Genomic DNA, 13,341 nt, shown 5'->3' with positions numbered 1-13,341 from the left:
TTTACCTTGCAAAAGGTTATTGGTAAAACGAATAGGAAATTGTATGTTATCAACAGCATTGGACACACCTAAACGTAAAGGTTGAGGTATGATATATGCATAAGCTTCAGAAATAGGAATGAAAACATACATCATAAGGGTATCATTAAAAGAAGTCATTACTCTATTGTACCCACTCAATGGGTCTTTAATAGTCTCAGTTTCTTGTTCTGAAAATTCCTCTTCAAACTCTTCTACGTTGTTTTCTATTTTTTGCTCATTATGAGTACTATTTTTGAGAGTATCTGTCGTAGTAGTTTCTGCTTTAACTTCTTGATGGTTTAATTCTACTGTAGCTTCTTTAGTTGCACACCCTTGGAGTATAAACAGAACAACAGTCAGTAAAACATAAAAATGCTTCATACAAAATCCCCTTTTCCATATATTTACTATAATACTATTATCACACTAAAGCTATACTTTAAAATATGTGATGTACGTGACTTTTAACAGATGTCTAGTAAAAGTTTGTTAGAATTATGAGAACATATGGCACAAGAAGGAATAAATAAATGAAAGTATTATTGATCAAAGATGTTAAAGCACTTGGTAAAGCCGGTGAAATTAAAGAAGTAAAAGATGGTTATGGACAAAACTTTCTCATAGGAAAAGGCTTGGCCAAGTTAGCTACTCCTGATGTAGTAGAAAATTGGAAAGCTGAACAAGAGGAGATGGCAAGAAATCTTAGAGATGAATTAGCTCGACTTGAGGCTGAAAAAATTACACTTGAAGCAGCAACAATTAAAGTAGAAAAACCTTTGGCACCAGTTGGGATAAAGGGTTCAGTTGGAAATGCCGATATATCCAACGCCATAGAAGCACAATTGAGTATAGAACTTGACAAAAAACATATCAACCTTAAAAAAGCACTTAAGTCTACAGGTCTACATGAAGTAGATGCCAAACTTGGGCATGGTATACATGCAACGCTTAAAGTAGAAGTAGTAGGTATATAGTCATGTTTGATGCTACTACGATACTTGGTTATAAAGGTAACGGAAAAGCAGTTATCGGTGGGGATGGACAAGTCACTTTTGGAGATACTGTACTCAAAGGCAATGCTACGAAGATACGTACTTTGTATGATGGAAAAATATTGGCAGGGTTTGCCGGAAGTACCGCAGATGCATTTAATCTTTTCGATATGTTTGAAGGGATACTTGCTGAAAAAAGAGGTGATCTTTTTAAATCAGTTATAGGTTTTTCTAAAATGTGGAGAAAAGACAAACATTTACGTCAACTTGAAGCAATGATGATCGTATTGAACCAAGAGCATATCTTTATTCTTTCAGGTACAGGTGATGTCGTGGAACCAGAAGACGGAAAGATAGCAGCGATAGGATCTGGTGGTAACTATGCCATCTCAGCAGCACGTGCTTTGGATAAACATACAGATATGGATCCAAGAGAACTGGTACAGGAATCACTTGAAGTTGCAGGTGAACTTTGTATCTATACGAACAAAAATATTAAAATATTAGAATTGTAAGGAAGCACTTTGGACAATTTAACACCTAAAGAGATAGTCGCTTACCTTGATAAGTATGTTATAGGACAGAATGAAGCAAAAAAGACTATTGCAGTAGCACTTAGAAACCGTTACAGACGTATGAAGCTAAGCCCTGAGATACAGCAGGATGTGACACCTAAAAACATATTAATGATAGGTAGTACTGGAGTTGGTAAAACAGAGATAGCTAGACGTTTAGCTAAAATGATGAATCTTCCATTTATCAAAGTAGAAGCCAGTAAATATACTGAAGTCGGATTTGTCGGACGAGATGTTGAATCAATGATACGTGACTTGGCCGCAACTTCTATGAGTTTAGTACGTGAGAGTGAAAATGAGAAAAATAAGGAGAAGATACAAAACTATATTGAAAATAAAATTATAGAAAAACTTCTTCCTCCTCTTCCTTCTGGTGCGAGTGAACAAAAGAAAGTGGAGTATGATGCTTCATTTGCACGTATGCAAGAGAAGTTTGCCAAAGGCGAACTTGACCATCTTAAAATTAAAGTAGAGATGCCAAATAATGTTAGCCTTCCAGAAGAAGGACTCCCTCCTCAAATGATACAGGTACAGGAGTCTATTGTAAAAGTATTAGGTGGTATGGGAAAAAAAGGCCCTGAAAAAGAAGTCACCGTGAAAGATGCTAAGAAGATATTGGAAGCTGAAGCAAGTCAAGCACTTCTTGATGAAGAGGAGCTTAAATCACTTGCACTCGAAAAAGTAGAGAAAGGCGGAATCGTATTTCTCGATGAGATCGATAAAGTGGCTGTAGCCTCTAACTCTCAAAGCAGACAAGATCCAAGTAAAGAGGGTGTACAAAGAGATTTACTCCCTATTGTAGAAGGTTCAACCGTGAACACGAAGTTGGGTATGGTAAATACAGATCATATACTATTTATCGCAGCAGGTGCATTTCATGTGAGTAAACCCAGCGACCTTATGCCTGAACTTCAAGGACGCTTCCCTTTACGTGTAGAGCTTAATAGTCTGGATGAAGAAACGTTATATCGTATTTTGACTGAACCAAATAACTCACTCATCAAACAGTATAAAGCATTGATGCATGTAGAAGGTGTTGAATTGGTCTTTGATGAAGACGCACTGAGAGCCATAGCTCACTATTCATTGCTTGCGAATGAAAAGACAGAAGACATAGGTGCCAGACGTTTACATACAGTCATGGAAAAGATCTTGGAAGAGATCAGTTTTTCTGCAGATGAGCATAATGGTGAAAAAGTGACCATTGACAAATCTTTGGTAGAAGAGAAGATAAGTAAAGTGGTTGAAGATGAAGATGCAACCCGTTATATATTATAGATAGAATGTTATTAGAGCCAAGCTCCAATTAACTATGTTGACACTATGTTTACGTCAGCAGTAGATTCAAGTGACTAGTCACTTAAAAGGAAAGTTAAATGTTTGATCATGAAAATGAAGAAGTAGATACAAAAGCTGGTTTTGTTGCAGTTGTAGGAAGACCAAATGCAGGGAAAAGTACCTTGCTTAACCATATTGTAGGTGAAAAACTTGCCATGGTTTCAAAGAAAGCACAAGCAACACGTAAACGTATGAACATTATTGTAATGCATGGAAATGCACAGATTATTTTTGTAGATACCCCCGGTATACATGAAAAAGAAAGATTACTCAATCAGTTTATGTTAGATGAGGCACTTAAAGCAATGGGTGACAGTGATCTTATTATTTTCCTCGCACCTATTACTGACAAGCTTACAGAATATGAAAAGTTTTTGAAACTCGCTCAAGCCAAAGGCGTAAAGCATATCGTTGTTCTAACCAAGATCGATCATGTAAAGCAGGGCGACATTTTAGCCAAGTTGGGTGAGTATCAGAAATATCAAGAATATTTTGAAGCGATCATCCCCTTTTCTGTAAATAAAAAGGTAGGTAAAAAACAACTTCTTGATGAGATATGCAAACATTTACCAACGTCTCCTTTTTTATATGATCCTGAAATCCTTACAACAGAACACATACGAAATATCTATAAAGAACTTATTCGTGAGTCAATCTTTGAAAATTTAAGTGATGAAATACCTTATGAGAGTGATGTAACCATAGAAAAAATAGAAGAGAGTGATACTATGGATAAAGTGTATGCAACTATTGTTGTTGAAAAAGATACACAAAAAGGTATGATCGTAGGTCAAAAAGGTGCAGGGATCAAGCGTGTAGGAAAACTTGCTCGTGAACAGATGGAACTATTTTCAGGTAAAAAAATATTTTTAGATCTTCATGTATCTGTTAAAAAAGGATGGAGTAAAAATAAAGATGGTTTAGAAGAATTTGGTTATATCGTTTAAAATTTTGTCTAAATTCTAAAAATAATATTTTCTACAAGTGCGATAAGACAGGCTATAGACGGGACTTTAGTATAAAATAAAGATAAATAATTAAAAAAAGTTATATTATTAAGAAAGTTTTACACTTTGTAAGATAGTTTTAATATTATAACATATATAATTGGTTAACAAACAAGGAAGTTTAAAATGTTTTTGAAAAAAAGTTCGTCAGAATCGACTGTAAAAAATGTTGTTACTCTTAATGCATACACGGATAAAAGTTATGCATTTAAGAATGATCTATTTAAACCTTTAGATAAGCTCACATATAATACTTCAAACTTTATTACATCATATGTTAATAATAAAGATATTATTACTACAACAGTACATTTAAGTAGAAGTATTCCAGAAGAAGATATCGCTGATATACTTGATATAAAAGCGTATGAAGAGTTAGGCTTAGATCAAGCTAATACTTACATTATTTCTTCTATTGAGGTTGAAAGTGCAGGAGAGGAGAGAGAATATCATATCTTTGTCGCTGAGCCTGAATCACTTGATGAACTGTATTTGCCTGTAAAAGAACAGACCAAATACATAGATCTTCTTGTTCCTGCTCCTCTTCTTTACAAATCACTCTATACTAAAGAGATACTACAAGATAATGGTACGCATTGTTTTGTTTATTTTACACAAAATGATGCCTTTGTTACCATCTATACGAATGGTCAATATCTTTATTCTAAATCAGTAGAGTACTCTTTAGAACAGATTTATGATAAATATTGTGAGTCTATAGGTGAAAAAGTTGATGAAAAAGAATTCTATACTATATTAGAATCTGAAGGTCTCAAAACTACCAATAATGACTATCAACAAAGCTTTATGAAAATTTTTGCTGAAGTGTTTATTACGATCAATGATATTATTATTTATGCAAAAAGAGCATTTAATTTAGATACGATTGATCAGATGTTTATAGGGAGTGAAAAAGGTCCTATAATAGGTTTGGATGATTATAGTCAGAACTATTTAGGCTTACACTCATCAGATTTTAATTTTAATTATAATGTTTCAAATGAAGAATGGTATACAGACCAATTACAATATTTGATGCTTTTAAGTTCATTTGATTATATGGAAGATGAATCATCTTTAGTTAATTTAACCATGTACCCACGACCACCATCATTTGTTAATAGAGCCAGTGGGCAGTTTATTATTTCAACATTTGCTGCTATTTCTCTTAGTTTGGCATATCCTTTGGTCTATTTGGTTGGTTCCTATGTCAATGATGCAAAAATTTATGCATTAACAATAGAAAATAATAAACTTACGGCAGAATCGAATAAATATAAAAAAATACTCAATGAGAAAAAAACCCAGATCAAAGGTTTAGATGAAAAGATCAAAGTGTTATCTACTAAGTATGATGGTAAAGCGAAGACGCTGACATCTATTTATGATAAAAAGGTCAATTATCGTCTTAAGTCTGGAACATTTCATATAGTTGCTGAAGAACTTGATCAGTTTGATGTCAATGTAGATAAATTAAAAAGTGAGAATGATACATTGTGGTTGTCTTTGGTTAGTACAGATGATAGGAAATTTACAGAAGTAATTAAGTATATGTCTGATACTCATTTTGATGAAATCACTGAAATTGATATTGAAAAAATCCAAAAGGATCCAGGTAGTAACTACTATAAAGGTCTGTTAAAGGTTGAATTAAAATGAAATTTTTAGAAGATAAATTAGAAGCATTAGATATTTACTTTGCGCCTAAAAAAGAGAGTGAAAAGTGGGTAGTTATCCTTGGACTTGCAGCTGTGATAGCCTATCTTGGTTATGAATTATTATTGCCTTATACAGAAGATATGTATAAAAAAAGTGAACGAAGTAAAAAAAGTATGCAAAAAAGTATCACTGACAATAATATATATTTAAAGTCTATTACAGTTAACGGAGACCGTAATTATTATGTGAAGAAATTTGATAATGATATCGTGACTAAAAAACAAGAAATTGTTGATACAACGAATAAAATTAAATTTATAGATTCCAATTTAGAAAAACTGTCAGGTATGTTATTTAATCAAAAAAGTTGGTCGAAATTCCTAAATTCTATCACCAATAAAGCAGAAATACAAAATGTTGATCTGGAATACATCACCAATAAATATGTGGATGAAAACACCGGTAGTTTTGGACATGTTCTAGAAATAGGTGTAGGTTGTAAAGGAGAGTATAAGAATATCATTAAGTTTATGAATGAACTTGAACAAAATGTTTTGGTCACAGATATTTTTAAAACAGAATTTACTTCAGATGCCGATTCATCAAAAACGATAGCAGATATTCATATTTCAGTATGGGGGATAAATCACTAATGAAAAAGATATTTTTATTATTATCACTAACAGTGCTAGTAAATGCAGATTTATCTGTTGATCAAATACAAAAAATGGTTATGCAAATACATGAAAAACGTGAAGGTGTAAAATTAGAAACATTGGAGACTACAAAAGATCCATTTGTACGAATATCTGAAGAGAATAATACAACAACATTTACCAAGCCTTCAGAAGAAGCAAAGTTGGTATTGCATGCTATTGTTAATGGTAAAGCCTATATTAATGACGCATGGAGCAGTCTTGGTGATACTATAATGGGGTATACAGTAAAATATATAGGTCAAAGAGGTGTGGTACTTCGAAATGGCAATCACGTTAAAAAATTATTTCTTCATGAAAAGAGAGATAGTTTTATCAAGTTAGAGGAAAGGTTATAGAATGAAAAAAGTACAAATATCAGGAGTTAAGTTTCTTATAGTATTTGCTATGCTGTTGGGGTTTACTCATAATCTCGCAGCAGGTAGTTGTTCTACAAAGTTATTTAGTGTAACAATAGACAGTAAATTATCAATTGGAGATGTAATTGATAATCTTGCAGATACTTGTGGATTAAGTGTTGTTATTAAGGATGATGCTGCAAAATTACGGATGAATAAAAAACTTTATTATGTAAAATTGAAAAATAGTACATTAAAAGGTTTTTTGAATACTATTCTTAAAGATAATGATTTAAATTATTCATTAAATGGGAATAAGCTTACGATATCATACTTGATCACACGTACATTCCGTATTCATTATATTTCTGGGAAAAGAATAGGAAAAAGTACGGCAAATGTGACTATAGCAGGTACAGAAGATTCATCGGGAGGAACAGGAGGCACAGATACTTCGTCAGCATCCAAAACAGGTATCGAGATAGAAAGTACTGATGAGTTCCAATTTTGGACAACTGTTGAAAAAGAAGTTCAACGTATTCTTATTGGTGCAGCAGATGGTAGTACACATTATACTAGATCAGGTGAAAGCTGGACTGGTCCAGATGGTAAAGTTTGGGAGTATAATCCTTTAGCACCTATCATTAACCCAGAAGCTGGTATGGTTACAGTAACGGGTACAGATAGACAGATTAATAGAGTATCCCGATATATAGATGCATTAACGAAACAGATTAAATCACAGGTGTTGATCGATATACGTATTCTTAATGTTACGTTTGATGACAGTACAACAACAGGGGTTGATTGGTCTCAACTTTACAGTTTACAAAATGTTACGGTGAATACATTGCTTTCGGCTCAAAAAAATATTGCGACCTATACATTTGATGATACCGGGATCACTAATTTCACGTTACCAAGTATTGTAGATGATGCAGTAAGTACTTCAGCTCCAACTAGTGCAAAAGTACTTAGTTTAACGGGGAGTACTGATGTAAGTGAAGTAGTGAAGTTCTTATCGACACAAGGTGATGTCAAAACTGTTTCAAGTCCTCGTATAATGACACTGAATAATCAACCTGCACTTATTAGTGTGGGTAAAGAATTATTCTATAAAATTAAATCCTCGAGTACTGCAAGTAGTGGAGGTGGAGCCGTAGCAGCTGAAGGTGAATTGGTTGATTCTGTGTTTGCAGGTATTTTACTGGATATTACACCGGAAATTGATGAGAATGGCATGATCACATTAAAAATTAATCCATCTATTTCAGATACAGTGGATACTATTACGTCCGATGCTGGTGTCAGAACGATTCCACCTGATTTATTGAGAAGACAATTAGCATCTGTAATCAAAGTAAAAGATGGACAACATGCTATACTTGGTGGTCTTATTTCAAGCCAAACAGGATTTAAAGATAACCATGTACCACTATTGGGGGATATCCCGGGCTTAGGTACTCTATTTAAGCGTCAAGAAAAAATTAATAAAGTGGAAGAACTGGTATTTATTATCACTCCACATATTGTTAAAAACTCTAAGTCTGTTTCTTTAAAAGATTTAGGATATTCAAAGTTAAATGAAAAGTAGATATGAAGCTGCTAAAAATGTATTTGTTGATTCTATAGATATTGACGATTACATTGATTTAGATTCTTCAGTCACAGCTTATCAGCAACTGCAACACAGTATGGATAAGCCGCTGAAGATGATCTTACTCTTTGGTAAACCTGGTACGGGTAAAAGTATTTTACTGAATCGCATCCAGGAAAAATTGAAACATCAAAAAGAGATCCACTATTTTGATACACCTGCAATTAATGAAAAAGAGTTTTTTCATAAATTATTTAAAGTCTTAACTAAAAAAGATCTGCCTAGTAATACAGAAGTGAATTTTTCTGCTTTGGTTGATTTTTGTAAAAATCTCAGAGGTAAAAGAGAGATCATCATTTTACTAGATGAAGCACAAATGTACGGGCCAGAGATGATGGAAAAAATACGACTTCTCTCTGATAGTCGTGCAGTCAAATTTGTCGTTTCACTCCATAAGACTGATGACGAAGATCTTATTGCAAAAGAACATTTTCAATCACGTATATGGGAAGTCATTGAATTAAAAAATGCCACAAAAGAAGATCAAACTGCTTATATCCATAAAAAACTTCTCAAAAAGAATCTTTTTGAAATAGCAAATAGTATTAAAGAGAAGAATATGAAACGTATTCATAAATATACAAAAGGAAATTATAGAGAGTGTAATAAACTTTTATTTACTATTTTTGAAATTTGTGAATATTATGATAAAAATGAACCGTCTAAAGTAAATTATGAAAAGATATCAGACAAAATCATTGAAATGTCAGCATTAAAATTAGGATACATTCATGTATGATATCAAACAACTAGAACATGAATGGAAACAATATAGAAAAAGAAAGTTAAAACCTTGGTACATAGGTAGTTTAATTTTATTTGTTCTTATTGCACCAGCTACTATTTTTCTAATAAATGACAAAATAGATTTTGGCAAATGGAAGAGCTATTTTGAGGCTTCAAAAGAGATGTCAAGTCAAGAAGTTAGTACCAAAGATAGTTTAGACACTAAAAAGATGAATGTAAAGCAGAGTGTATTGATCGATGATGCTTTGAATAGACTAGAAGTAAAAGAGAACGTAATAGATATTTCCGATAAAGTTGTAAAAAATCCTCTTAATATACTTGTTGATATACCTGTACTGGATGATACAAATGAATTCATTGCAGAAGAAGCACCTCAAGCAAAGAATAAAATACATTTAGAGATTATTGAATCAACAAGTGTTACTGCATATGGAGATGTTGAAAAGCGTTTTTTGGAATCACATGATATTGATGATGCTTTATTTTTGGCTAGAAGTTATTATAAAAAAGGTGATTATGAAAAAGCAGTATATTGGGCATTAGAAATAAATAAACTTGATGAAGACATGGAAGAAGGTTTACTCATTTTTGTAAAGTCAAAAGTGAAAATGGGTCGTAAAAATGAAGCAATTTCTATTTTAACGACTTATGTAAAGAAATCAGATTCACATGAGGCGAAAAAATTATTATATCAGATTGAAAATGATAAATTATAAAACGATATTTAGTATTTAATGTTATACTTATTAATTAATATTAGGAAGTGGTAAATGGTAAAACTCATTGAAATCATGCTGAAAGAAAATCTTATCACGAAAGATGCAATTTCTACACTAGTAAAAAGCAGACCTCCCAAAAAGATATCCTTTGCAAACCTTTTACTTGAAAAAATGATCGATTTACATACTGTAGAAATATTTTTAGCCAAGAAAATAAGACAAGGCGTAATTACTTTAGCTCATCTTGAAAAAATAGAGGGAATAAATATTATTCCTATCATTGAAGAGGTGGCTAAATCGCTACATGTAGAATATGTTGATTTAGATGATTGTGAAATTGATATGAGACTGTTTTCAAAAGTTTCATATAGTCAATTGCTTAAATACAATATTATACCTATAGAAGAGAATGATTTAAATGTTCTTATTGTATTTGATGATCCTCTTGATATGGCAGCACAAGATGCTATACAAAGACTTTTCCCTAAGAAACCTATACGAATTGCTATTTCTAAACCCAGCCAAATACATCAGCATTTACAACGTCTGGAAATAAATGAAAGTATTAAAGGATTGGTTACTGATATTCGTAAAGATTTGGCCCAGGAAGGAAAGGTTAATGAAAAGTCTGACGAATCTCCAGCGGTTTTAAAACTCATTGATGTGATTTTAAAATCAGCTATATTCGCAGGTGCAAGTGATATTCATATTGAAGCAATGGAAAAGAGTTGTATTGTAAGAGTACGTGTAGATGGTATTTTGCGACAAAGCTTTACATTTGATAGAGATATTTTTAATCCATTGGCTTCAAGAATGAAACTGCTTTCAAATTTGGATATAGCAGAAAAAAGAAAACCGCAAGATGGTAGATTTTCTACAACTGTATCAAAAAAAGATTTTGACTTTAGGGTTTCAACTTTACCAACAATATTTGGTGAATCAATTGTTCTTCGTATTTTGGATAAATCTAAAGCAATGATCAGACTTGAAGATGCCGGTATGAGTAAATTTTGTTATGATAGGTTTTCTGAAGCTATTAAAGTGCCTTATGGTATTGTATTGGTTACGGGTCCAACAGGTTCTGGTAAAACAACTACGCTTTACGGTGCACTTAATGCGATAAAAGATGTAAAAGATAAAATTATTACCGTTGAAGATCCGGTAGAGTATCAGATGGCTGGTTTGCAACAAGTACATGTAAATGCAAATATAGGATTAAGTTTTGCTGATGCACTTAGATCTATATTAAGACAGGATCCTGATAAGATAATGATCGGGGAGATCAGAGACAAGGAAACATTACGTATTGCTATTCAAGCTGCACTTACTGGACACCTTGTTCTCTCTACGCTGCATACCAATGATGCTATTTCTGCTGTAACCAGAATTTTGGATATGGGTATAGAAGAGTATCTGGTCAGTGGAGCATTGGTTGCGATTCAGGCACAGAGACTTGTCCGTAAAATATGTCCACATTGTAAAAAAGAGACTGTGCTTGATGTAGCACTCCGGAAATCTGTAGAACAATACCTTCCTGAAAACCCCACTTTTTATGTAGGGGAAGGATGTAAAGAGTGTGGACTCAGTGGATATGCCGGAAGAGAAATGATCTCTGAAGTTTTAACTGTCAGTGAGACTTTTGCTCGTATGATCGCAAGTGGGGCATCAAAAGAAGAGATGACTAAACAGGCTGAGGAAGAAGGATTTATCACTATGTTTGAAGATGGTGTGCATAAAGCTCTAGAAGGTAAAACGACTATTGCAGAAATTTACAGAGTAGCGAGGTTATAGTATGAAATATTTTAATGTAACAGTAATGGAAAAAGGTAAAAAGCGCCAAGAGAAAATGAAGGCTGCTAATAAAATAGCAGCAGTGAACCTTGCTAAGCAAAAATTCCCTGTGGCAATGGTGATGAAAGCCGTGGAAACAGCTGCTCCCCTTGAAGATAGTTTGTCTGAACTCTTTTCTGGATTACAAAAATCATTTAAATCCAAGATACCACTCAATGATAAAATATCAACGATACGGCAAATTGCTGTTATGACAGATGCGGGTATTCCGATAAATGATACATTGGTTGAAGTTTCAGAAAATACTGAGAATAAACAGCTAAAAGAGATATATGCCACTATCAATAAGGATATTAACTCCGGTAATAGTATTTCCGATGCGATAGAACCCTATACGGAAGAGTTTGGGCATGTTGCCATAGCCATGACAAACCTTGGAGAGAGAACGGGTAACATCTCCGAATCTTATCATAAACTTGCAGATATACTTGAAACGATTAGAGATAATACAGCAAAATTTAAAAAAGCCATACGTACACCACTCATTACCTTGGCTGCAATGGGAATTGCATTTACGATCTTAATTATGGTGGTTGTACCAAAATTTAAAGATATTTTTTCTAAATTTAAAACAGAACTTCCAGTGCCTACACAAATACTTCTTAAGCTGGAGTGGGCATTCAGTAATTATGGAATACTTATTCTTTTGATCTTATTTGCTTCTATTTTTGCCGTGAAATTTTTCTATAAAAACAATGCAGAATTTAAATTACTGATGGATAAAATGATGATACACCCACGATTCTATCTGATCAATAAAGCGATTTTCCTCTCCACTATGCATAAATACAACTTGGTATTTGGCCAGTTAGTTAAATCAGGTATTCCTGTCTCTGAAGCACTGGAGACAGCTGTTGGTATGGTCGATAATGCTGCGATTAAAGAAAAGTTGTTAACTGTTAATGCAAATATCGGACGTGGTATGAGTTTGGCTGAAGCTTTTCAGCTTACAGGTCTTTATGAAAATATGTTGCTTCAAATGGTAAAAGCAGGTGAAGCCGGAGGTCAATTAGATGCTATGCTGGATAAAGTGACTGAGTATTATGATATGCAATTTCAGGATTTGATCGATAACCTTTCAGCCTACATAGAACCTATTATGATGTTCTTTATCGCAGGATTAGTACTACTTATGGCACTTGGGATCTTTATGCCAATGTGGGATCTTGGAAAAGCGGTAAAAAGTTAGAAGGTAAGTATATAGAGAAAAATTTCTCTATATATGTTGTATTTTATTAGAGTTGATGGTGTTTAATCGCTTTGTCTAAATCTTCCATAGTGTCTATGCCAAAACTTTCTGTATCTACTTCTGTCATAGCAACTTCATAGCCATGATAGAGGGCCCTGAGTTGTTCTAGTTTTTCTATATCTTCCAATGGTGCAGGTTCAAGCATGCAAAATTTACGTAATGATCTGACTGTAAAGCCGTAAATACCTAAATGTCCTTTGTATGAATCAAAATGGTGGTCTCTAGGATATGGCACTTTTGCTCTTGAAAAATAGAGGGCTATGCCATCGGTATCTGTGACAACCTTTACTATATTTGGGTCATCAGCCTCTGGATTAGAGATGGTTTTGTAACATGAATTCATCATGATACGCTCATTCTCTTGATTCTTTTTTGTTAGATCATATATCGCCTGTACGACATCAGTTTCGATAAAAGGCTCATCTCCCTGTACATTGATAATGATCTCATTCTCATCTAGATTCAATTTTTG

General features: G+C 33.4%; 14 protein-coding genes. 12 read left to right on the top strand and 2 right to left on the bottom strand.

Annotated elements, in window-relative coordinates; all coding sequences use genetic code 11:
- Positions 1 to 402: MlaA family lipoprotein (locus ABZC96_RS03880; RefSeq protein ID WP_373029221.1), on the bottom strand; the 402-nt coding region annotated here is incomplete at its 3' end.
- A gap of 149 nt (positions 403 to 551) precedes the next feature.
- On the opposite strand from ABZC96_RS03880, the gene rplI reads away from it, so the two are divergent.
- From rplI to ABZC96_RS03820, 12 genes are all read left to right on the top strand, one after another.
- A complete protein-coding gene (gene rplI / locus ABZC96_RS03875) occupies positions 552 to 995 on the top strand; it encodes a 50S ribosomal protein L9 (RefSeq protein ID WP_373029219.1) in 444 nt (147 codons plus the stop codon).
- 2 nt (positions 996 to 997) lie between these two features.
- Complete coding sequence (gene hslV, locus ABZC96_RS03870; RefSeq protein WP_373029217.1) at positions 998 to 1,528, top strand: ATP-dependent protease subunit HslV; 531 nt, start codon at positions 998 to 1,000, stop codon at positions 1,526 to 1,528.
- 9 nt (positions 1,529 to 1,537) lie between these two features.
- Positions 1,538 to 2,866: an HslU--HslV peptidase ATPase subunit gene (gene hslU / locus ABZC96_RS03865; RefSeq protein WP_373029216.1), complete on the top strand. Its 1,329-nt coding sequence runs from the start codon at positions 1,538 to 1,540 to the stop codon at positions 2,864 to 2,866.
- A gap of 98 nt (positions 2,867 to 2,964) precedes the next feature.
- Positions 2,965 to 3,873 (top strand): GTPase Era, encoded by a 909-nt coding sequence (gene era, locus ABZC96_RS03860; RefSeq protein WP_373029215.1) that lies wholly within the window; start codon positions 2,965 to 2,967, stop codon positions 3,871 to 3,873.
- A 186-nt stretch (positions 3,874 to 4,059) separates the two neighbouring features.
- Entirely contained in the window at positions 4,060 to 5,592 is a 1,533-nt protein-coding gene (locus ABZC96_RS03855) for a hypothetical protein (RefSeq protein ID WP_373029214.1), read from the top strand.
- Complete coding sequence (locus ABZC96_RS03850) at positions 5,589 to 6,245, top strand: hypothetical protein (protein ID WP_373029213.1); 657 nt, start codon at positions 5,589 to 5,591, stop codon at positions 6,243 to 6,245. Before ABZC96_RS03855 ends, ABZC96_RS03850 begins: the two co-directional genes overlap by 4 nt.
- A complete protein-coding gene (locus ABZC96_RS03845; RefSeq protein WP_373029212.1) occupies positions 6,245 to 6,646 on the top strand; it encodes a hypothetical protein in 402 nt (133 codons plus the stop codon). The genes ABZC96_RS03850 and ABZC96_RS03845 overlap by 1 nt, the downstream gene beginning before the upstream one ends.
- A gap of 1 nt (position 6,647) precedes the next feature.
- Positions 6,648 to 8,240: a pilus (MSHA type) biogenesis protein MshL gene (mshL, locus tag ABZC96_RS03840; RefSeq protein WP_373029210.1), complete on the top strand. Its 1,593-nt coding sequence runs from the start codon at positions 6,648 to 6,650 to the stop codon at positions 8,238 to 8,240.
- Entirely contained in the window at positions 8,230 to 9,042 is an 813-nt protein-coding gene (locus tag ABZC96_RS03835; protein WP_373029209.1) for an AAA family ATPase, read from the top strand. The genes mshL and ABZC96_RS03835 overlap by 11 nt, the downstream gene beginning before the upstream one ends.
- Positions 9,035 to 9,766: a tol-pal system YbgF family protein gene (locus tag ABZC96_RS03830; RefSeq protein ID WP_373029207.1), complete on the top strand. Its 732-nt coding sequence runs from the start codon at positions 9,035 to 9,037 to the stop codon at positions 9,764 to 9,766. The genes ABZC96_RS03835 and ABZC96_RS03830 overlap by 8 nt, the downstream gene beginning before the upstream one ends.
- Positions 9,767 to 9,820: 54 nt before the next feature.
- On the top strand, positions 9,821 to 11,560 hold the full coding sequence (locus ABZC96_RS03825; protein WP_373029205.1) for a GspE/PulE family protein: 1,740 nt from the start codon (positions 9,821 to 9,823) through the stop codon (positions 11,558 to 11,560).
- 1 nt (position 11,561) lies between these two features.
- Entirely contained in the window at positions 11,562 to 12,809 is a 1,248-nt protein-coding gene (locus tag ABZC96_RS03820; protein ID WP_373029203.1) for a type II secretion system F family protein, read from the top strand.
- Positions 12,810 to 12,855: 46 nt separating this feature from the next.
- Here the strand turns inward: ABZC96_RS03820 and ABZC96_RS03815 are convergent.
- A partial coding sequence (locus ABZC96_RS03815; protein WP_373029201.1) for a cytidylyltransferase domain-containing protein occupies positions 12,856 to 13,341 on the bottom strand: 486 nt, incomplete at its 5' end.

Origin of the sequence: Sulfurovum sp. (assembly GCF_041551015.1) — a bacterium.
Taxonomy (GTDB): domain Bacteria; phylum Campylobacterota; class Campylobacteria; order Campylobacterales; family Sulfurovaceae; genus Sulfurovum.
This window is presented reverse-complemented; position numbering and strand designations above follow the sequence as displayed.

Bases quoted from the DNA above. Each gene is read 5' to 3' on its own strand.
- rplI (WP_373029219.1), top strand. From the start codon at position 552: ATGAAAGTATTATTGATCAAAGATGTTAAAGCACTTGGTAAAGCCGGT.
- hslV (WP_373029217.1), top strand. From the start codon at position 998: ATGTTTGATGCTACTACGATACTTGGTTATAAAGGTAACGGAAAAGCA.
- era (WP_373029215.1), top strand. From the start codon at position 2,965: ATGTTTGATCATGAAAATGAAGAAGTAGATACAAAAGCTGGTTTTGTT.
- ABZC96_RS03855 (WP_373029214.1), top strand. From the start codon at position 4,060: ATGTTTTTGAAAAAAAGTTCGTCAGAATCGACTGTAAAAAATGTTGTT.
- ABZC96_RS03850 (WP_373029213.1), top strand. From the start codon at position 5,589: ATGAAATTTTTAGAAGATAAATTAGAAGCATTAGATATTTACTTTGCG.
- ABZC96_RS03845 (WP_373029212.1), top strand. From the start codon at position 6,245: ATGAAAAAGATATTTTTATTATTATCACTAACAGTGCTAGTAAATGCA.
- mshL (WP_373029210.1), top strand. From the start codon at position 6,648: ATGAAAAAAGTACAAATATCAGGAGTTAAGTTTCTTATAGTATTTGCT.
- ABZC96_RS03835 (WP_373029209.1), top strand. From the start codon at position 8,230: ATGAAAAGTAGATATGAAGCTGCTAAAAATGTATTTGTTGATTCTATA.
- ABZC96_RS03830 (WP_373029207.1), top strand. From the start codon at position 9,035: ATGTATGATATCAAACAACTAGAACATGAATGGAAACAATATAGAAAA.
- ABZC96_RS03825 (WP_373029205.1), top strand. From the start codon at position 9,821: ATGGTAAAACTCATTGAAATCATGCTGAAAGAAAATCTTATCACGAAA.
- ABZC96_RS03820 (WP_373029203.1), top strand. From the start codon at position 11,562: ATGAAATATTTTAATGTAACAGTAATGGAAAAAGGTAAAAAGCGCCAA.